The organism is Caballeronia humi (assembly GCF_001544475.1).
In the GTDB taxonomy this organism is placed as follows: domain Bacteria; phylum Pseudomonadota; class Gammaproteobacteria; order Burkholderiales; family Burkholderiaceae; genus Caballeronia; species Caballeronia humi.
In genome coordinates this window covers 113,296-132,906 of the sequence record NZ_FCNW02000015.1, presented here as the reverse complement: position 1 = coordinate 132,906, position 19,611 = coordinate 113,296, and the positions used below count along the sequence as shown (strand labels likewise).

Sequence of the window (19,611 nt, the reverse complement as noted above, 5' to 3'; positions counted from 1 at the left end):
CTTCCTCGACAGCAATCTCATCGAACGGGTTCATCGACATCTTCACGTTCGCGATATCGACGCCGCTGCCGTCCGATTTCACGCGCACTTTCACGTTGTAGTCGACCACACGTTTGACACATACTAATATTTTCAATTGAAACTCCTATCTCATACACATCTAGGGCAGCGCTTTTTGGGAGAAGGGGCGATCGTCTCACCGAATCGACCCCTGCAAGAGGCACCGACATTCCCCTCCCTGCGGACGGCTGCGAAGCCATTCGCTGCATCGGTCATTCGTCGATTTGCGCTACCAGGTTGCCGTCGATAGTCTCGACGGATAGCTTGTTCAGGCACAAACCCTTCGCGCCGACGAGACACCCCGACACGAGGTCAAAGCGCAAACCGTGCGCCGGACATTGCAAGACATGTCCGTCAAGGCGGCCGCTCGCGAGCGCTGCGCCGTTGTGCGGGCATGTGTTGTCGATTGCGTGAACGACACCTTGAATATTGAACAGCACGATGCTGCGTCCTTCGACAAATGCCAGCATGCGTGAGCCGGTCTCAAGGGCGTCAGCGCGGCAGATCGGGATGTTTCGCGTCATTTCTCCATTCCTTGACTGTGCATCTATCCGAACATGACGCGCAATCCTGCGCATGCGCCCGCTCTGGCTTTCGCCCGCACATCGCTGCGCTCGCAGCCAGACAGCAGGCGCAGGAACGTCCTGCGCGCGCCGATGGCCTGCAGTGAACTGCCGCGCAAGGCTGATCGCTTCGATGCGGGTATCGGTACGCTGGACGGGATCGAGCAGATGTCGATACACGGCACCCTTTGCGGGATTCGGTATTTGCGTGAAAGCCCTTGCATCGTAAGGCAGGGACGCTTCATGCAACCCTCTCGCGGCGGGGGGGGGCGATACACACAGGTGATTGCTTCGTGCGGCGAGCGCCGTCGCGCTCGTCCGCCAGCAGCCGGCACACGGCGGTGTCCGGCCAATGGCGTTCATCAACAGGGTGAGGGAGTGCTGGATGGCCTTCGCGCTGCTCGTCGTTACTTTCGTTTAACGCCAAGAGTCCAGATCGTCGCAGGGGGTATGTGCGTCCATCCAGTCGTAGACTCCGCTGGTTCTCGCCCACGCCCAGCTCCGCACGGCCGATGCCGACGATTCCCGGTGGCCCGCGACTTGATCAGGCCGGTGTTCAATGGTTTTAGCGTTATCCGCTGAGGCGTTGCTATGTACGTAGCTAGACATCTTTGGGTTTCCTGTACAGGGTGTAGGTGCCGGCGTCCTTGGCAATGCCGGCCAGGTTGGGTTTCAGTCGGGGCGTTCGAGGATCAACTCAGCTCGGCCACCAGTTCCTCGGCGCGCGGCCACTCGCCGTGCCCGGACGCGGGATTCAGATGACCTACGGCGCCGACATCGACGAGCTTGCTGCCCCACGCCCGCGCCAGTTCCGCGACGCGTTCAGTCCGCGCAAGCGGATCGTTCGTGCTCGCCGCGACGATGCTGGGAAACGGCAGGCGTGTGAGCGGTGTCGGCATCCAGCCGTGCTCGCGCAGGGTGTCGATGGCCGGGTAGCCTTCCGGCATCGGAGCGTCGAAATCGGGTGGCGTCGCGAGCAATGCGCCCTTGATCTTCCTGCGATGAAGCTGCGCCCAATGCACGGTGATCATGACCCCGGCGCTATGCGCGACGAGGACGACGGGCCCATCGATCTTTGCCAGTTCCGCATCGAGCGCGGCGACGCGGGCCGCGCGGCTCAGCTTGTCGCGTTCGAGCGGAGGCACCGAGCGCGCATTCGGCAGCTTGCGTTCGAGCCATGTCTGCCAATGGTCTGCGACGTGATCGCGCAGTCCGGGCACGATCAGCACAGTAGGCGTAGGGTTGGACGTCATGGATTGTGTTCCGTGTGAAGTGTCATTCTTTTGCCGCGATGCCGCGCAGCGCGTCGATGCGGCGCAGGTCGCGCGTATATCTCGACCTGCCGATCGCGAAGGCGACCGTAGCGGCAAGGCTCACCAGCGGGATCACCTGCAACGCGCCCAGAAGACCCACGCGATCCGCAATGAAGCCGGTGACGAGCGGACCGGGTGCAAGGCCGAGCAGGTTGTTCGCGAGCGTCAGGGTGGCGAATGCCGACGCATGGATCGATGCAGGCGTGAGGTTCGCCACCATCGCGCCCGCCGGACCGGAGGTGCCTGCCACGACGAGAATGCCTGCGCCCAGCAGCACGAGCTGCAACGCGCCCGTGTCCAGCCGGAAGCCGATCGAGAGCAACGTGAACGAGATCAGGCAATAGGCGATCGCCGTCATCCATTTGCGTGACGGCATGGTCCGGCAGACCCGGTCCGTCACGATGCCGCATGCGACCATGCCTACGCCGCCCAGCAGCACGAACACGGCGGCGCCCGCAGCGGCCTTGTCCGCGGGCAGGCCGTAGTAGCGGTTGAGAAAGCTCGGCATCCAGGCGATCACCGCGCCCATGATGAAAAGCTGCAATCCGCTGCCGACGTAGGCGCACACGACCGAGATCGTTGAGAACAGTCCTGCCACGAGCGCGCGGAAGCTCGTGATCACGTCGCGCGGATTCGACTCCGCCGCGCTTCCGTCCGCATGCCGCGCCACGAGGCGTTTCTCCGATACGACGAGCCGGTACGCCGCCACCAGCACGATGCCGAAGCACGCCATCGCGCCGAATGACGCACGCCATCCGAAGTGCACCGCGACAAAGCCGCCGAGCGCCATCCCGAGCACCGAGCCGAACGCGCCGCCGGCCATGAATGCGCCAGTGAGCGTCGAGCGCAGATGCAGCGGAAAAATGCTGAGTATCAGCGCGATGCCGACGCTTCCGTAAGCCGCCTCGCCGAGCCCCACGAAAGCCCGCGCGACCAGCATTTCACCGTAGCTGGTCGCGAATGCGCAGCCAAGCGTGGCGACGCTCCAGAGCGCTGCCATCAGAATCAGGCTGCGCACGCGGCCCCAGCGGTCGGCGAGCACGGAGAGTGGAAAGGTCAGCACGCCGACCATCAGCGCCACCACGCCGCTCAGCGAACCCAACTGGGTATCGGAAAGACCCCACGCGCTTTTCAGCAGGGGAAAGACCGCATTCAACACCTGTCGCGACATGTAGTCCGACAGCAGCAATCCAAAGGTCAGCGCGAAGACGATCCACGCATACTTGCGCGAAACGGCGGGAGCGGCCGCGAAGTCGCCCTCGGCTGGCTTTACACAATGAAGTTCCAAAATAGTCTCCTCCGATGTTCGGCGTACGGCTCTCGTCATGCGCCCGAATGCGCAGCGGCCATTTGTTATTTCAGGCGGAAGATCGGAATCTCCCGCCCGCGCCTTTGAGTATTAACGTGAACGTGGACCGGCGCCGCGCGCCGCGCCCTCGATGTCAGGCGGCGCGCAAGGCGCTGCTGACCCGGCCCGGCTTGCGGTTCGGGAGCATGCCGAGTTGCGCGAGCGTTTCGTCTGCGTCCTTGTATTGAACGCCGATCTTGTAGATCTCGCGCGCCTCCTTGCCACTCGCGATCTCGCGGCCCAGTTCGCGCGCCACCCGCACGCATTGCTCGATCTGCTGCACCGACGTCATGCGGTTGCCGTGCTGATCGATGATCGTGTCCTCGATGCCGCAGCGCGGGTGCAGGCCCATCGACATCGCCATCATGTTGAACGGCAACACGTTCTTCAGCAGCGACTCGGCCGTCAGCGTGCAACCGTCCGGGGCCCGGTGAACGAAGTTGAAGAAGTTGAACGGGTTCGGACCGTCGAAGCCGCCGCCGATGCCGATCCACGTCAGATTCAGCGGTCCCGTGTACACGCCCTTGCGTACGAGGCGCTCCAGCGTTTCCATCGCATGGATGCCGGTCAGCTGGAAGTGCGGCTGGATGCCGGCCGCCTGGAGGCGGCGCAGGTGCTCCTCCACCCACGCGGGTCCCGCCGGCACTGTCATTTCGCTATACGCGGCCTGGAACATCGGGTTGGCGAGCGAGGTGCCTTCCAGGTATTCCGGGTACAGCAGCTCCATGATGTTCATCTGCGTGGTGTTGATCGCCACCGTTACCTGGTCGGGCTTCGGATCGAGTTCGGCGAGCATGTGACGCGTATCGTCGGACAGCCACTTGGCCGTCTGCCCGTCGTCTTCCGGGGCGAACGAGATCGAGCCGCCCACCTGGATGATCATGTCCGGCACCGCTGCGCGCACGCCCGCGATCAGTTCGTTGAACTTCGACAGGCGCTTCGAGCCCTTGCCGTCCAGTTCGCGCACATGCAGATGAAGCACGGTGGCGCCCGCGTTATAACAATCCACGGCCTTCTGGATTTGTTCATCCATCGTCACCGGAATGTCTTCCGGAAAGTCTTCGGGCATCCATTCCGGACCGTACGGGGCGACGGTGATGACAACCTTGTCCTGGTTTTCGGGGTGCAGCGAATCATCGAGAAATTGCATGTCTTGCTCCAGCTAAGAAAATGAGTGTGAGTTCAATGACGGAAGTCGGCGCGAACATCAAAACGGCACGTCGCCGATGATCCCGGCGCGTTCCATCTTGCGGTGGCACGGCGGGTAGTCCATCACTGCATAGTGTTGCGTGCTCCGGTTGTCCCAGATGGCGATGCTGTTCTTCTGCCAGCGCCAGCGCACCTGATGCTCGGGGATGTACGCCTGGCTGATCAGGTAGTTGAGCAGGTGGCTCGCGCCCGGATTGGCATCCTGGCCGAAGCGCACACGCTCAGCGGTGTGGTAGTTCGTGAAGTGCGTCGTGAAGGCGTTGACGAACAGCACCTTCTCCCCGGTCTCGGGATGCGTGCGCACGACGGGATGCTCCGCATCGGGAAACTGCGCCTTCAACGCAAGACGTTTCTCGATGGGCATGGCCGCGCCGAAGCTCGCCTCGATGCTGTGGCGCGCACGCAGGTCCGCTATCTGCGCTTTGACGTGCGCGGGCAGGTTCTCGTAGGCCAGCGCCATGTTGGCCCACACCGTGTCTCCTCCGACGGGCGGACACTCGACACAGCGCAGCACGCAGCCGAACGGGGGTGCCGCGCGCCACGTCGCATCGGTATGCCATGCGTTTTCGTAGCGGTCGTTCGGCTGGTCGGGGTTCTTGTAGATGCGCACCAGTCCCGGATGCTCGGGGTCGCTGCCCGCGACCGGATGATCTTCGAGTTCGCCGAAGCGGCGCGCGAACGCGACATGCTCTGCGCGTGTGATGTCCTGATCGCGCAGGAACAGCACGCGATGCTTGAGGAGCGCCGCGCGGATCTCGGCGAAGAGGCCGTCATCGTGGACCGCGTCCGCGAGCTTGACCGCCGTGAGTTCCGCGCCGATTGCGCAAGTGAGTGGTTCGATACGCATCATGCGTCTCCGTCTACGACAAAAATGGATGACCCCGTGGTCTTGCGCGATTCCAGGTCGCGATGCGCCTGCGCTGCGTCTTGCAACGCGTAGCGCTGGTTGATTTCGATACGGATGCGGCCAGCCGCAACATGGCCGAACAACTCGTTCGCCAGTTGATCCTTTTCGGCGGGATCGGCGATGAAGTCGGCGAGAGCGGGGCGGGTCAGGTAGAGCGAGCCCTTCATCGCCAGCAACTGGGGATTGAACGGCGGAATCGGACCCGATGCGGTGCCGACGCAGACCATCAGTCCACGGCGCCGGAGCGAATCGAGCGATGCTTCGAAGGTGTCTTTGCCGACGCTGTCGAACACGACATTCACACCTGTGCCATCGGTCAGTTCCCGCACGCGCTTTGCGACGTCCTCATGGCTGTAGTTGATGACGTGCTCGCAACCGTGCGCACGGGCAATCTCGGCCTTGGCTTCGCTCGATACCGTGCCGATCACCGTGATTCCCAGAAGCCGCGCCCACTGCGACACGATCAGCCCGACGCCGCCCGCAGCCGCGTGCAGCAGGATCGAATCGCCAGCCTTGAACGCGTGGATGCGGCGCATCAGATACGACGCGGTCAGGCCGCGCATCGTCATGGCGGCGGCGGTGGCGCAGCCGATGTCGGCCGGCAGCCGGATGAGCGGCGCGGCAGCGACGATACGCTCCGTACTGTAGGCGCCGAGCGTGTTGATGAAGCCGGTGTAGGTGACGCGATCGCCTTCCTTCACGTTCGTGACGCCCGCGCCGACCGCCACGACCACGCCCGCCGCCTCCACGCCCATGCCGGCGGGCAGCGGAACCGGGTAGAGGCCGGAGCGGAAGTAAGTGTCCGCAAAATTCAGGCCCACGGCCTCGTGACGCAGACGGACCTGTCCCGGTCCGGGTTCGCCTACCGCGACCTCCTCCCATCGCAGTACGTCCGGTCCGCCCGTTTCATGAAATCGAATTGCGTGTGCCATTGTTTCTCCAGTCATGCGCGTGAACGATTGGTTCGCGCGATGGTTAAATTTGCTTCACGGGCCGGCCGACCGGTCCCGTGGCGTTGAATTCGGTGTCGATCGCCGTCCAGTCGGCATCGCTCAGGTAGCGGCGCGCTGCCGGCAGCACCACGCCTTGCTCTCGTCCCATCCACTCCCAGACGGATTTCGCGTAAGCGGCCAGCGCTTGCTCGATCGTCTGGTCCGTCGGTGCGGATCGATCGTCTTGTCCGACGATTCGGGCCAGTTCGCCAAGCAGTTCGTCATCACGCCGATGCCGGAACTCGAGTTCGTCCAGTTCCGCGTCGATGACCGACGTGCGTTCCCGCAATCTCGGATACAGCGATCCGTGCTGCTTCGGACGCAGCCGCTGCCTTTGCAGCTCACAGAGGCGCGCCACGCTCTCGCGCATCGGCGCCGTGCCTGGCCGGCGGCTTTCACCGCAAGCAATGCCGGACATGGTCGACCACGCGTTCAGTTCGTCATTGATTGCGTGGTAATCGTCGAACAGAGCGCCGATAGACCGGGCGACCGTGGGCCGAGCATCGACCGGGCAGACGAGGACGGCAATGTCGCCTCCGAGGGTCATGTCGAGGGCCTGGAGGGCGCTTGCGTCCGGACTGGCCGCCGTCAGGCAGATCAGATCGCAACCGTGCTGCCGCGCTTCATTCAGGATGATGTCGCGACGCGACGACCCGCCCGTTTTCGCGCAAGAGCAGGCGACGCCTTGCGCGAGAGCGGCAGCTTCGGCGATCGTCAGCACTTCGTTCGCGCGATCCTCGTCTGCCTGGGCAGGAAGGGAGGGCTCGCCCCCGGAAGGCAACATCCAGAGAAACGTGATGCGGGCGCCGATCGTTCGCGCGAGTTCGGTCACATGACCGAGCGCTTCGGCCGAAGCGCCGCCGCGCTCGATGGGAAGGAGAAGATGACGGTACACAGGGGCCTCACGCCAGAATCGATGTGTGCGTTGTGGTGCGTTGCGCGGCTGTCATGGGTCTTGCCTCGTGAGGAAATATGCTTGATTTGAATGGTAGGGCAGTGGTGCCTTTCGCGCCCCTCTCGCGGCGGGAGGGGTTGACGCGCGCGGGCGATCGAACCATTCTCTGAGTTTGATACGCGTTACGACCGGCTCCGCGCAGGTTGCGACACTCGATCGACTTCTCCCGATGCCCTCCACGTCAGCGTGCGCCGAGAGTTCGACCAACGAACTCGTTCTGAAGACCATCGCTCCCCGCGCGCCGCTCAATCTCCTCGCGAGGCCGAGGCTCAGCGCGGACGACGCGAATTTCCGCGACCGTCAGATTTCGCTCGTGCAGGCGCCGGCCGGCTACGGGAAGACTTCGCTTCTCGCGCAGTGGCGGCGGGAATATCTGGCGCGCGGCATTGCCGTCGCCTGGTTCCAGGCGGACGAGCGCGACGACGCGCAACGGCTCTTGCGCGGTCTGGAACTGGCGGTGCGAACAGGGTGCGCGCGCCCGTCGTTCGGCGGCATGCTGCTTGACGGGGCGCTTGCATCGGTGGGCACGCTCGATGGGGCGACCGCGTGGCTCGCGGAAGTCGCGCAGATGTCGCTGGATATGCTCGTGATCGTCGACGAGGCCGAGCGGCTGCCCGAAAGCGGCGCGCAGGTCCTTGCCTACCTGCTGCATAACGCTCCGCAGAATCTGCGCATCGTTATCGCCGCGCGGCGCGGGCTCGAGACGGCTGTCTTCGATCTGCTCGCTTACGGGCATGCAGTGCTCGTCGGGCCCGAGATGCTGCGCTTCCGGCTCGACGAAACCATTGCGCTCGTCGCGGGCCGCTTCGGCGACCGGGTGGACGCGGACGCCTGCGCGCGCCTTTGCGAGATCACCGACGGCTGGCCGCTCGGGCTGCAGTTCGCGCTGTCGGCGATGGCGCGGGCCGCGGATGTCCGCCAGGCCATCGAGCACGCGGCGACAGGCCCGGGCAGGCTGCGCGAGCATCTCGTCACCACGCTGGTCGCCAACCTCCCGGCGGAGGACAACCACTTTCTCATTCGCGCGAGCGTGACCGAGGTGCTCCACCCGGATCTGTGCATCGCGCTGACGGCCGATCCCGGCGCCCGTGAGCGGCTTGCGCGCCTCGTGAACGACACTCCGCTTTTCGTCACCGCCGAGCACAGCGTATGGTGCCGCCTGCAAGGTCTCGTGCGCGATGCGCTTCTGGAGCGCCTGCAAACCCTGCCCGCGGACGAACGCGCGCAACTGCACCAGCGCGCGGCTGCCTGGCTCGCCGCGCACGGCCTGATCGAGGAGGCGGCGCGCCACGCGCACGCGGCGGGGCATCACCAGGATGCCTATGAGCTGGCCGAACGATGCCTGCACCATGCCGTGACAGAGGGGCAACTGAGTGCCGCGCTGGATTGGCTCGCGCTCATTCCGGAAGCCGAACTGGAACAGCGTCCGCGCCTGAGACTCGCCATCGCGTGGGCGCTTGCGCTCGGCGAGCGCCATAACGAGGCCGGGTGTCAGGTCGAGCGCATTCTCCTCGCGTCGGACAGCGAAGCCACGCTGCGTTACGAGTGCGCGCTGATACTCAGCGCGGCCGCGTACTACGCAGACGAACCCGACCGTTTCCTGGCGCTGTTCGAGCCGTGGGCCGAAGCGCCACCCGCGAGCGCGTCGTGGCTCGCGCAGGCCCACGCCAACCGGCTCGCCGCGCGTGCGATGCTGTTCGACGAACCGGCGCAGGCCCGCCGGTTCCAGCATGACGTACCGCGCGGTGAAGTCGGCAAGGGGCTCGGCTATGTCATCCGCTGGGGCGATCACATGGTCGGACTCAGTTATCTGCACGAGGGGCAGTTGCGCCTCGCCGAAGATATCCTCGTGCCAGCGCTGGCGAGCGCCGAGGAGGACCTGGGCCGGCGTCATCCGCTCACCTGCATGATTGCCGCGACCTGCGCGGCGATCGCCTACGAAGGTGATCGACTGGACGAAGCAGCGGGACTCCTCGCGAACCGGCTCGACATGCTGGTGCGCGCCGCTACCCCGGAGACCGTGGCGCTCGCCTATTGCACTGCGGCGCGCATTGCCGCCGCGCGTGGCAAGGAACACCGGGCACTCGACCTGCTCGAAGCCATGCATGCGCTCGGCATGAGCCGGCGATTGCCACGTCTGTGCGTGGTGAGCCTTGCCGAGCAGGTTCGCATGCACGCTGGACGCTACCGTGCACAGACGTGCGATGCGCTGGTCCAGCGCATCGACGAAATCGTCTCGGGCGCGGTGGACCGGGGACCGCTGTGGCACAAGCTGGTGGCGTTGCCGCAAGCGCTGGCACACGCCGACGCGGCGATCGCCTCGCGCAACTGGCAGCACGCGCTCGAAGGGCTCGCGCTCGCCCAACGCCTCGCCGACACGATGAAGATGGGCCGCTACCGCATCGAAATCATGATGTTGCGCGCGTTCGCGGAGCACCAGAGCGGCGGTGACGGCAGGGCGCTCCTGCTCGAAGCGCAGAACCTCGCGCAGACCTTCAACGCGAAGCGCACGCTCATCGATGCCCATCCCGCGCTCGCCGACTGGGCGCAAAGCCTGAGCGAAGAGGGCACGGCTCGTGCGTTCGCGAGCCCCCAGATCATGCGGCCATCCGCGCGCGCGCAGACGAATGGACCGCGGGCGGTCCCGAGTGTGGTCCTCACGCCGAAGGAGCGCGAAATCCTCGAGCTTCTGGCGCGCAATCTCACGAACAAGGAAATCGCGCGCGCGGCGACGGTCGGAGAGGGGACCGTCAAATGGCATCTGAAGAATCTCTTCGGCAAGCTCGACGCGAGTTCGCGAAAGCACGCGGTACGCCGTGCCCTGATGCTCGGCCTGCTCGAAGACACCGTCTAGGCAAGCGCGCAGCGCCTGCTGCCGCCATGCGGCCCCCCCATCGTGGGAGGGGTTTCAACCCGACTCTTTACGTATTCTGGCGTCCATGATCCGACGCGACGTCGGTGCCCGCCTCGCGAGAACACCTCTCCGGCGCGTGCGCAGGACGCATTGGATCATCTCGCCGGCCTTCGCCATGCATGCCGTCTCGCAGTCGAAGTGCCCGTCGGGTATCCGTCCACAGCGGGCCTTTCCTGTATCGAACGTCGTCCGCGCAGCCGTCGCATTGACGCGAATCCGCGCCTGACCGGACGCGTCCGGCGCGGATTCATTCCGGGCGGGAAGGCCGAAGCGAAATGATCGATTGACAGCAGTGAACCTCCCTGATTGCGCAGACGCAAAGGGGAAAAGATAACAATCCGGAGACCCTATGAACCTTCGACTTACCAGCTTCGCATTGCTCGGATTGGCCTCTGCCGCCGCGCATGCGCAATCGTCGGTGACGCTTTACGGCGTGCTCGATGCAGGACTGCTCTACCAGAGCACTGCGGCGGCGTCGTTTTCGCCGACCGCGCCCAATCTGGGCAAGATCTACCGCTACAAGGATGGCGGTATCTACGCCAGCTTCTGGGGCCTCAAGGGCAGCGAGGACCTGGGCGGCGGATACAAGCTCAATTTCCGTCTGCAGGGCACGTTCGACACCGGCACGGGCAAGTTCGGCCTCTCCGACACCCCCGGCGTTCCCGCGCAATTCAACCAGTTCGCGACCGTAGGCGTGTCCGGCCCGTTTGGCACGTTCAACGCGGGCCGCCAGATCGTGCCGATGGTGTACGCAATGGCTGAAACCGACGTGCGCGGAGCGCAATACTTCGGCAGCGTGCTCACCGCGTGGCTCGGCATGAACCAGGCAGCCGGCTGGCCCGGAACCAACACGAACGGTCCGATCGGCGCACTATACGACAGCAACGCGCTCGTGTACGAGTCGCCGAAGTTCTATGGCGCGTCGGTCGCGCTGGAGTACGCACCGGGCGGCGTTCCCGGCCATTTTCAGGGCGGCACGCGCGAGTCGGCCGTGCTGAAGTATTCGAACTACGGCCTGAACGTGGCCGCGGCGTACTACAACGGCCACGACGCCAATCCGTACCCTGCGACCTTTCCGGCGGCCCCTGCCATTCCCGCAACCGGCCAGAACAACAACCGCTTTTACTATCTCGGAGCGCAGTACACGTTTCGCGATTTCTCCGTGTCCGGTGCCTATGCGCATGGCAAGAATCCGGCGAACCCAAGCCGCGCCGATCTCGATCTGTATTCGGCTGGCCTCGGCTATCGGTTCACGCCTGCCCTCAAGGTCACTTCAGGTTTCTATTACCTGAAGGACGACAACAATTCAGCTAACCATTCAAGCGAGTTCGCAGTGGGCGCGGAATACAGCTTGTCCAAGCGCACGATGACGTATGCGCAGGTCGGCCACGTCATCAACAAGGGAACGATGAACCAGACGATCGTGTATGGACAGCCGGTGGCGCCGGGCGCATCGACCACTGCCGCGATGATCGGATTGCGGCATAGCTTCTGATCCGCGCTGCGCGAGATCTCGTGACAAAGCCGCAGAGGCGCCGATGAGGCGCTGGCAACAACACCTGGAGAAGTAAATGAACGTAACGAAGGCACTTAAGCTGGCATGCGCCGCATTGATCGTTTTCGCATCCGTGAACGCGTGGGCGCAGGCAACCGGAGCGGGCGCGTCAGCGGGCTCACCGGCGACGGTGGCGTCGGGCGGCGCGGCATCGAAGCCGTCGAAGCAGGCGAACCGCGCCCTGCGCAAGAGCGTGTACGCCGCGCTGGCAAAGGACCCGTCGATCGACGCCGGCAACATCAGCGTCACCGCGAAAGAGGGCGCCGTGACGCTCGCGGGCACGGTGGCGGAAGCGGCGCAGATCGAAAAGGCAGCCGCTCTGGCGAAGGGCGTTTCCGGCGTCGTTTCGGTGAAGAACAAGCTCACCGTTCAAAGACCGTTCGGGCAGTAGCCGCATTCAAGCGCTTCGTCGCCGGGAACGGCGCGCGCGCCCCGGGACGAACCGAACGTTTTAGCCGGCGAACAGACGCCGGACCAAGGAGATTCACATGCAGGACGCAGTTCTCGAATCAATGCCGGCGGCTTATGCCTACCCGTTGCTGATCAAGCATTTGCTGCACACGCCGCTCAGCCAGACGCCCGATCAGGAGATCGTCTACCGCGGCGACGAGCGCATGACCTACCGCACGCTCGGCGAGCGCGTCGCGCGCCTGGCCGGCGGCCTTGCGAAGCTCGGCGCACAACACGGCAGCACCGTTGCGGTGATGGACTGGGACAGCCATCGCTATCTCGAAGCCTATTTCGCGATACCCATGATGGGCGCCGTGCTGCAGACGGTCAACGTACGGCTCTCGCCTGCGGAAATCGCCTACACGATCAACCATGCGGACGCGCAGATCCTGCTCGTGCACAGGGACTTCCTGCCGGTGATCGAAGCGATCCGGGGCGAACTGGAATCGGTGCATACCTTCGTCCTCATCGACGACATGGACGCTGAAGCCTGCGCGCACACGATCCCGTTCGCCGACGAATACGAGAGCATGCTCGCCGCGAGCGAGCCCGCCTACGATTTCCCCGACTTCGACGAAAACACGCGCGCCACGACGTTCTACACGACGGGCACCACCGGTTTGCCGAAGGGCGTCTACTTTTCCCATCGGCAACTGGTTCTGCACACGATCACGGGAATGGCGGCGCTTGCAAGCCCCGTATCGGGCCAGCGGTTTCATCGCGGCGACGTGTACATGCCGATCACGCCGATGTTTCATGTCCACGCGTGGGGCATGCCCTACATCGCTACCGTGCTGGGCGTGAAGCAGGTCTATCCGGGCCGCTACGTGCCGGAGCGGCTCGTCAAGCTCGTGCGCGACGAAGGCGTCACGTTCTCGCATTGCGTCGGAACCATCCTGCACATGCTGCTCAATTGCAGCGAAGCAAAGACGGTCGACCTGAGCAGGTGGAAAGTGATCATCGGCGGGGGCGCCCTGCCTCAGGGGCTCGCGCGTGCCGCGCTCGATCGAGGTATCGATATCTTCGCGGGCTATGGCATGTCGGAGACCTGTCCGCTCCTGAGTCTCGCCCAGCTTCAACCCGGCAGCGAGACGCTCGACCCCGACGAACAACTGCGCCTGCGCTGCAAGACCGGCCTCCCATTGCCGCTTGTCGACCTGCGCATCGTGAACGAGGACATGCAGAACGTGGCCCACGACGGCCGGGCGAGCGGCGAGGTCGTCGTGCGCGCGCCGTGGCTTACGCAGGGCTATGTGAAGAATCCGGAGGCATCCGCGCAACTGTGGGAGGGCGGCTATCTGCATACGCAGGACATCGCGAGCATCGATGCAAAAAGCTATCTGCAGATCACCGACCGCATCAAGGACGTAATCAAGTCCGGTGGTGAGTGGGTGTCGTCGCTGGAGATCGAAAGCCTGATCTCGCAACACCCGGGCGTCGCCGAGGTCGCGGTGATTGGCATCAAGGACGACAAGTGGGGCGAACGCCCCGTCGCGCTGGTCGTGCGCAAGCCCGAGTGCGCCGTGCCGGTCTCGGAAGACGACATCAGGCAGCACGTGCTCGCCTTCAGCGAAACCGGACGGATCTCGAAGTACGCGGTGCCGCAGATCGTGAAGATCGTCGATCAACTCGACAAGACGAGCGTCGGCAAGCTGAACAAGAAGCGGCTGCGCGAACAGTTCGCTGCGCGTGCGCAGGAGGAGTCCGCATCATGAGCATTGAAGGATACGGCGTCACGACGCTCGATGAATTTGTCGGACGGGAGCTGGGTGTATCGGACTGGGTCGTCATCGATCAGGCGCGCATCGACGCGTTCGCCGAGTGCACCGGCGACCATCAGTGGATCCATGTGAACGTGGAGCGTGCAAAACGCGAAAGCCCTTACGGCGGCACGATCGCGCACGGGTATCTGACGCTTTCGCTTCTGGCATCGCTTTCGATCGAGATCGGGCTCATTCCCGCCGATGCAAAGGCAGGGCTGAACTATGGGCTCGACAAGGTCCGCTTCATGACGCCGGTGAAAACCGGGGTGCGCGTGCGAAGCCGCGTGGTGCTGGAGTCGATCGAGCGAAAGGGCGGCGGGCGGGTCATCCTGAAGACCGGCAACGAGTTGCAGATCGAGGGCGAGGACAAGCCCGCGCTGGTCGCGCAAACGCTCGTGATGCTGGTGACGTAAAGGCTGCGGCACGCGCCATGAACCAACCTGAAAGATGCAGATGACAGCAACCCTGAATGACTCGCCGCGCAGCGCCGAGGCGGAGGACCGCGCGCGGCGCGCCGCCGAGGTCACGAGTGCCCCGAACCCGTTCGTCGGCCTGCGCGTGTGCGACATGCTCGCTACTGTGCAGCAGATCGCCATGCAGGCTTTGACGCATCCGACGCTGCTCCTGCAGCAGGAGGCGGCGCTCGCCCGCGACCTGATGACGGTCCTCACCGGCCACGCAGAAATGACACCGCCGCAAGGCGACAAGCGCTTCACCGACGCCGCGTGGCGCGAGGACACGCTCTATCGCGCGACGCTGCAAGGCTATCTCGCGTGGCGCAACGCGCTCGCGGGCTTTGTCGAGCGCTCCACGCTCGACGCGAAAAGCCGTGAGCGGGCGCGGTTTGCGCTTACGCTCGTCGCCGACGCGCTCTCGCCGACCAACACGCTCGCAGGCAATCCGGCGGCGCTCAGGAAGGTCGCCGAGTCCGGCGGCGCGAGCCTCGTCGCGGGGCTGAAGAACCTGCTCGCCGACGCTCTCACCAATCACGGCATGCCGGCCCAGGTCGACAAGAGCGCTTTTCAGGTTGGCAGAAACCTGGCGACGACCCCGGGCGCCGTCGTGTTTCGCAACGAGGTGCTCGAACTCATTCAGTACGCGCCGGTCACGTCGAAGGTCCATGCGCGTGCGCACCTGATCGTGCCACCGCAGATCAACAAGTTTTACGTGTTCGATCTTTCCAAGGGCAAAAGTATCGTCGAGTTTCTGCTGAACAGCGAGTTCCAGGTGTTCGCCGTGAGCTGGCGCAACCCGAGCGCCGATCAGCGCGACTGGGACATGGACACTTATGTAGCCGCGCTCATCGAGGCCATCACGGCGGTGCGCGAGATCACCGGCAGCGAGGACGTGAACCTGCACGGCGCGTGTTCGGGCGCGATGACGATTGCCGCGTTGCTCGGGCATCTCGCTGCGCGCGGCGAGCATCGCGTGAACGCCGCGACGCTCATGGTGGCGGTGCTCGACAGCACGACCGACTCGCAGTTGGGCCTGTTCGCCACGCCCGAGGCGGTTACGGCGGCGCGGCGCGCCAGCGCGGCGAAGGGCGTGCTCGCGGGCGAGGAGATGGGCCGCGTGTTCGCGTGGATGCGCCCCAACGACCTCGTGTGGAACTACTGGGTAAACAATTATCTGTGCGGCAACGCGCCCCCGGCTTTCGACGTCCTGTACTGGAACAATGACACGACGCGGCTGCCCGCGCGCATGCACGGGCAGTTGCTCGATATCTTCACGGGCGATCTCTTCGGCCGGCCGCGTGCGCTCACCGTGCTCGGCACGCCGATCGACCTCGGTGAGGTGACGTGCGACAAGTACGTGATGGCGGGCATCACCGATCACATCACGCCGTGGAAGGGCGTCTATGACGCGGCGCGCCTGTTTGGGGGCGACACGCGCTTCGTGCTCAGTTCCAGCGGCCATATCCAGAGTCTCATCAATCCGCCCGGCAATCCAAAGGCGAAGTTCTTCGTGAACCCGGCGTTCCCCGAGCACGCGGACGACTGGCTCGCAGAGGCCCGCGCCGAGGCGGACTCATGGTGGAACGACTGGCGCGAGTGGCTCGCCGCCCGCTCCGGCGCAAAGCGGGCCGCGCCGAAGGCGCCCGGCAGCCGGCGCCATAAGCGCCTGGCCGACGCGCCGGGGACCTATGTCCTCGATTGTTGACACACTCGTGCTAGCGCCAGGCTGTCACTCATCCAGCGAGAAAAACAATGCACGCCAATCCTGAGGTCACCGGTAACATGGAAATAAAGACAGTCGATGTAGACGGTCAACGGCTGCGTGTGGGTATCCGGCGCGGCGGCGACGACGCTGCGCCGCCGCTCGTCGTCTTCAACGGCATCGGGGCCAATCTGGAATTGCTCGAACCATTCGTCGAGGCGCTGGGCGGCGTCGAGGTCATCGTCTTCGATGTACCCGGCGTCGGCGGCTCGCCTGTGCCGCTCATGCCGTATCGCTTCTCGGCGCTTGCCGCGATGACCGACCGGCTTCTCACGAAGCTCGGCCATGCGGGTCCCGTCGATGCGCTCGGTGTTTCGTGGGGAGGGGCGCTCGCGCAGCAGTTCGCGCACCTGTATCCGTTGCGTTGCCGCCGGCTCGTGCTGGCCGCAACGTCGCCCGGCGTCATCATGGTGCCGGCGAAACTTTCCGTGCTCTCGAAGATGATCGGCCCGCGGCGCTATCTCGATCCGGCGTATCTTGAGCGGATCGGCGCCGATCTCTATGGCGGCGCATACCGGCGCGATCCCGAATTGCTCAGGGAGCACAGCCGTCACATCCAGGCGCCGGGCGGGCGCGGCTACGTTTACCAGTTGCTCGCGGCCTGGGGCTGGAGCAGCCTGCCGTGGCTCGGGAGTCTGCGTCAGCCGACGCTCGTCATGCATGGCGACGACGACCCGATCGTGCCGCTCGCCAACGCGAAGATTCTCGCCGCGCGTATCCGCCAGTCAACGCTGCATGTGGTGAACGATGGGCATCTCTTTGTCGTCACGCGCGCGGGGGAGATGGCGCACGTGGTGCGGGAATTTTTGGTTTGAGCGTTGTGCCGGGCGCTTTTGTCTTGGGCGGGCCTGGTCCATTCGCGACCAGCCATCAATGGCGTGAAGCGTGCCTGCGATGTGGAAGTGAACGATGCTTCGGCCGTCGATGGAAGCGCAGCTTGCGTTTCCCCAGTGCCACGCAAACCTGGCGCGGCAATTCACACTCATCCCCGAATTGCCGCCAGCATGGCTGTCAGCATGACTTCAGGCCGCTGCGCGCCGGACAGTCCGTGCGAGCCGTTGAACGCAAAGAACGGGACGCCGCTGATTGCGTAGTCCGTATGACTGGGCCGTCCGCGTGAATCGTGCGAGTCTCCAGTAGCCGACAGTCGCTCGAAAATTGTCCCGAACTGCACTCCGCACGCCAACGCTGCGCGCTCGAGCACGCGCACTTCGCCGATATTCTCGCCCTCGATGAAATAGGCGGTGAACAGCCGGTCGACCAATGCTGCCGCTTGCCCTGGGGTGCCGCGCTCGGCGGTTGCGGCGACGAGACGCTGGGCCGCGGCCGTGTTGGGCAGCACATTGATCCGATTGAAGGCGAACGCGATGCCTGCTGCATCGCCCGCTTGCTGCACCTTCGTGCGCCGTGCAGCGACCGCCCCTGCGCTGCCGAGCCGCGCCAGATAGAAGGCGTGGTAAGGCACGCCTTCCTTCGGTGTGCCGGGCAGGAGCTGATGCCCGCGCCACGACACGTTCACCTCGACGTCCTTGCGCAACTCGGCAAGCCGGCTCATGGCCGTACGCAAGTGGTGCGTGCCGATGAGGCACCACGGACAGACAAAGTCGAAGAAGACCTCGATCGTGAGCGACGGCACCGCGTCATCCGGTTTATACGGTTTAGGGGCCGGTAATAGTCATTCATAAAGATGCCTTTTGATCGGTGACCGGTCAGCGCTAAGCTCGCGCCTGTCGATACGAATGCCGACACAGGAGAACCTGCGACAGGCCTATGCGTGTTCGACGCGCCATCGATTCGAAGGGTAGACGCCCCATGAACCGTCTGTGTCGCGGAAAAAGTAGATACCCAATGTGCGGCGCAGCCCCATGACCTCGACATGGGCATAACGCTGCCCATTTGCACCAGTCCGACCTCTGTGCGTAACGCGAATGGATACATCGCCAATCCATTTGTCGACTAATGCGTGCAGAGACCTCTCGCGGGAATTCATTCCATGCTCCTTCGACACGGCTTAAACGCTTGCACGCACTCCCATCGGAATGCGTCCAACGAGCTCGGCGCGGCCTTCCACGAAAACTCTCGTCGTGTATGACACGCTGTGCTGGCTCGCACCTGGCACCTAGTCTAGGTGCTGGGTTCTGCCGGGTCCCCCCTCTCGAGGAGAGGGAAGGCGCCAGTCGCCCGCTGTTGCGTTCACCCAGATGACGGTGGAAAGACGGTCCGCATTGAGCGTTGTCGAGGCGTTGTGTCATGGACGCAATAGCGCAGGAACTCGCGCACTCTCTCGGAGCGATCGAAGTTTGCATGAGCAATGAAGCAATGCGACGCAACAAGGCGTCTTCGCAATCACATGTTCGAATAGCTCGGCCCGCCGCTGCCTTCGGGCGTGACCCATACGATGTTCTGCGTGGGGTCCTTCACGTTCGTCGCGCCAGCGGTCGGTACGGATGGCATCGAATGCCGCTTCGCCGGCGAACATGCTGGACTTGATCGCGCTATGGCTGCCCTTGATCCGCGACGCATTCAGAAAGCCCGCGTTGTCGCTGATGAGGACACCGCCCGGAGACGCCGACCGCCGCCTGATTGTTGTCCAGGTGATACAGGAGGGCGCGTTGCTGGCAATTGTGCCCTGACGTGGCACGGTCCCGGACGGGGTGTCTGTCGATGGGACACTGCTAGAACGCGTTCGCTCTTACCCGGCCGACGGTTGCTTCCGGCAAGCCTGCGGCAAGTGACCCGATGACGTCGGTCAACGCGGAGCGTGTCGTCTCGATCTGAAGCGTGATTGTGGTGCGCGCACGATCGATCTTCACCACGTATATGCGCAGTGCAGCCCCCAACGCGCGGCGCAACGCGCGCATGGCGTTCAATGAGGACGTGCCGGGCAGTGTCACGAGAAGTTGCAACGTTGAAGTCAAATGTGGATGGGGAATCTTGACGCACGCATCGTTGACGGGCATGGATCGGTTACGGCGCAACGAGCGGGTTTGGAGAGTCTGGGCCAAGGCCATTTGATGAGAGCGCCGCATTGGGAGAAGGCGGCATGCTGTTGAACACACCGACGAGTCTAGGACGTCCAACGTAAAAACGATGAAAAAAGATATCCCCGCCGCGTAATGCTGACGTAAGTACGAACCACGGGGGCGCTCTGGCAGGCCAGTGAAGCGCGCCGATAAGACCGCGGCTATTACGACACGGCTATGCCTCGGCGCCCCCTTGCGACCACTTCCCCGATAGCACCCATCTCGCCATCGAAGTTGACGGGCGTTTACAACTTCTTTATACGGGGAGATCAACTCTTAGCCGGGCTTTTACGGGGATTTGAGTACGCTTCAGTTCGTCCGAATTCGCTACGGGAGCTCATA

16 protein-coding genes and 3 pseudogenes are annotated in these 19,611 nt (G+C 64.2%); 7 read left to right on the top strand and 12 right to left on the bottom strand.

The annotated features are described in order from the left end of the window. The 8 genes and pseudogenes from AWB65_RS16310 to AWB65_RS16275 all read right to left on the bottom strand — a co-directional run. Positions 1-136, bottom strand: a pseudogene (locus tag AWB65_RS16310) (electron transfer flavoprotein subunit beta/FixA family protein); the annotation flags it as partial. Between the two features lie 136 nt (positions 137-272). Then, positions 273-584 (bottom strand): Rieske (2Fe-2S) protein, encoded by a 312-nt coding sequence (locus tag AWB65_RS16305; protein ID WP_087668140.1) that lies wholly within the window; start codon positions 582-584, stop codon positions 273-275. A gap of 731 nt (positions 585-1,315) precedes the next feature. Next, the gene (locus AWB65_RS16300; protein WP_087668139.1) at positions 1,316-1,876 is read right to left on the bottom strand and encodes an RBBP9/YdeN family alpha/beta hydrolase; all 561 of its coding nucleotides are present in this window, start codon (positions 1,874-1,876) and stop codon (positions 1,316-1,318) included. Positions 1,877-1,898: 22 nt separating this feature from the next. Continuing rightward, positions 1,899-3,224 (bottom strand): MFS transporter, encoded by a 1,326-nt coding sequence (locus tag AWB65_RS16295; RefSeq protein WP_235007647.1) that lies wholly within the window; start codon positions 3,222-3,224, stop codon positions 1,899-1,901. 154 nt (positions 3,225-3,378) lie between these two features. After that, on the bottom strand, positions 3,379-4,434 hold the full coding sequence (locus AWB65_RS16290) for a beta-keto acid cleavage family enzyme (RefSeq protein ID WP_087668137.1): 1,056 nt from the start codon (positions 4,432-4,434) through the stop codon (positions 3,379-3,381). A gap of 57 nt (positions 4,435-4,491) precedes the next feature. Further along, positions 4,492-5,340 (bottom strand): TauD/TfdA dioxygenase family protein, encoded by an 849-nt coding sequence (locus AWB65_RS16285; protein ID WP_087668136.1) that lies wholly within the window; start codon positions 5,338-5,340, stop codon positions 4,492-4,494. Then, positions 5,340-6,332 (bottom strand): quinone oxidoreductase family protein, encoded by a 993-nt coding sequence (locus tag AWB65_RS16280; RefSeq protein ID WP_087668135.1) that lies wholly within the window; start codon positions 6,330-6,332, stop codon positions 5,340-5,342. The genes AWB65_RS16285 and AWB65_RS16280 overlap by 1 nt, the downstream gene beginning before the upstream one ends. A 43-nt stretch (positions 6,333-6,375) precedes the next feature. Next, positions 6,376-7,287 (bottom strand): universal stress protein, encoded by a 912-nt coding sequence (locus tag AWB65_RS16275; protein ID WP_087668134.1) that lies wholly within the window; start codon positions 7,285-7,287, stop codon positions 6,376-6,378. A gap of 229 nt (positions 7,288-7,516) precedes the next feature. On the opposite strand from AWB65_RS16275, the gene AWB65_RS16270 reads away from it, so the two are divergent. From AWB65_RS16270 to phaZ, 7 genes are all read left to right on the top strand, one after another. Further along, a complete protein-coding gene (locus AWB65_RS16270) occupies positions 7,517-10,201 on the top strand; it encodes a helix-turn-helix transcriptional regulator (protein WP_087668133.1) in 2,685 nt (894 codons plus the stop codon). A gap of 409 nt (positions 10,202-10,610) precedes the next feature. Beyond that, complete coding sequence (locus AWB65_RS16260; RefSeq protein ID WP_087668131.1) at positions 10,611-11,756, top strand: porin; 1,146 nt, start codon at positions 10,611-10,613, stop codon at positions 11,754-11,756. 76 nt (positions 11,757-11,832) lie between these two features. Then, the gene (locus AWB65_RS16255; protein WP_087668130.1) at positions 11,833-12,207 is read left to right on the top strand and encodes a BON domain-containing protein; all 375 of its coding nucleotides are present in this window, start codon (positions 11,833-11,835) and stop codon (positions 12,205-12,207) included. Between the two features lie 97 nt (positions 12,208-12,304). Then, positions 12,305-13,981, top strand: a complete 1,677-nt coding sequence (locus AWB65_RS16250; protein WP_087668129.1) for a fatty acid--CoA ligase — start codon at positions 12,305-12,307, stop codon at positions 13,979-13,981. Next, positions 13,978-14,442, top strand: coding sequence for a MaoC family dehydratase (locus tag AWB65_RS16245; protein WP_087668128.1), 465 nt, complete (start codon positions 13,978-13,980; stop codon positions 14,440-14,442). Before AWB65_RS16250 ends, AWB65_RS16245 begins: the two co-directional genes overlap by 4 nt. Before the next feature lie 40 nt (positions 14,443-14,482). After that, the gene (locus tag AWB65_RS16240) at positions 14,483-16,189 is read left to right on the top strand and encodes an alpha/beta fold hydrolase (RefSeq protein ID WP_200821729.1); all 1,707 of its coding nucleotides are present in this window, start codon (positions 14,483-14,485) and stop codon (positions 16,187-16,189) included. A 47-nt stretch (positions 16,190-16,236) separates the two neighbouring features. Beyond that, entirely contained in the window at positions 16,237-17,061 is an 825-nt protein-coding gene (phaZ, locus tag AWB65_RS16235) for a poly(3-hydroxyalkanoate) depolymerase (protein WP_087668126.1), read from the top strand. Positions 17,062-17,228: 167 nt separating this feature from the next. Here the strand turns inward: phaZ and AWB65_RS16230 are convergent, their stop codons facing one another. The 4 genes and pseudogenes from AWB65_RS16230 to AWB65_RS16220 all read right to left on the bottom strand — a co-directional run bounded on the left by AWB65_RS16230 (position 17,229) and on the right by AWB65_RS16220 (position 19,206). Further along, a complete protein-coding gene (locus AWB65_RS16230) occupies positions 17,229-17,882 on the bottom strand; it encodes a DsbA family oxidoreductase (RefSeq protein ID WP_087668125.1) in 654 nt (217 codons plus the stop codon). Between the two features lie 710 nt (positions 17,883-18,592). Continuing rightward, positions 18,593-18,670: pseudogene (locus tag AWB65_RS35630) on the bottom strand (4Fe-4S dicluster domain-containing protein); the annotation flags it as partial. After that, positions 18,669-18,809: pseudogene (locus AWB65_RS37860) on the bottom strand (NAD(P)/FAD-dependent oxidoreductase); the annotation flags it as partial. The pseudogenes AWB65_RS37860 and AWB65_RS35630, both read right to left, overlap by 2 nt. A 112-nt stretch (positions 18,810-18,921) precedes the next feature. After that, positions 18,922-19,206 carry a hypothetical protein gene (locus AWB65_RS16220; protein WP_087668123.1) on the bottom strand — a complete coding sequence of 95 codons (285 nt, stop codon included), beginning with the start codon at positions 19,204-19,206 and terminating at the stop codon, positions 18,922-18,924. Positions 19,207-19,611 lie beyond the last annotated feature (405 nt).

What these genes read in the sequence shown, in the direction of transcription:
- AWB65_RS16300 (WP_087668139.1), bottom strand. Translation starts at nt 1,876, where the DNA reads ATGACGTCCAACCCTACGCCTACTGTGCTGATCGTGCCCGGACTGCGC.
- AWB65_RS16285 (WP_087668136.1), bottom strand. Translation starts at nt 5,340, where the DNA reads ATGCGTATCGAACCACTCACTTGCGCAATCGGCGCGGAACTCACGGCG.
- AWB65_RS16255 (WP_087668130.1), top strand. Translation starts at nt 11,833, where the DNA reads ATGAACGTAACGAAGGCACTTAAGCTGGCATGCGCCGCATTGATCGTT.
- phaZ (WP_087668126.1), top strand. Translation starts at nt 16,237, where the DNA reads ATGCACGCCAATCCTGAGGTCACCGGTAACATGGAAATAAAGACAGTC.
- AWB65_RS16305 (WP_087668140.1), bottom strand. Translation starts at nt 584, where the DNA reads ATGACGCGAAACATCCCGATCTGCCGCGCTGACGCCCTTGAGACCGGC.
- AWB65_RS16245 (WP_087668128.1), top strand. Translation starts at nt 13,978, where the DNA reads ATGAGCATTGAAGGATACGGCGTCACGACGCTCGATGAATTTGTCGGA.
- AWB65_RS16250 (WP_087668129.1), top strand. Translation starts at nt 12,305, where the DNA reads ATGCAGGACGCAGTTCTCGAATCAATGCCGGCGGCTTATGCCTACCCG.
- AWB65_RS16270 (WP_087668133.1), top strand. Translation starts at nt 7,517, where the DNA reads ATGCCCTCCACGTCAGCGTGCGCCGAGAGTTCGACCAACGAACTCGTT.
- AWB65_RS16240 (WP_200821729.1), top strand. Translation starts at nt 14,483, where the DNA reads ATGACAGCAACCCTGAATGACTCGCCGCGCAGCGCCGAGGCGGAGGAC.
- AWB65_RS16260 (WP_087668131.1), top strand. Translation starts at nt 10,611, where the DNA reads ATGAACCTTCGACTTACCAGCTTCGCATTGCTCGGATTGGCCTCTGCC.
- AWB65_RS16280 (WP_087668135.1), bottom strand. Translation starts at nt 6,332, where the DNA reads ATGGCACACGCAATTCGATTTCATGAAACGGGCGGACCGGACGTACTG.
- AWB65_RS16290 (WP_087668137.1), bottom strand. Translation starts at nt 4,434, where the DNA reads ATGCAATTTCTCGATGATTCGCTGCACCCCGAAAACCAGGACAAGGTT.
- AWB65_RS16220 (WP_087668123.1), bottom strand. Translation starts at nt 19,206, where the DNA reads ATGCCCGTCAACGATGCGTGCGTCAAGATTCCCCATCCACATTTGACT.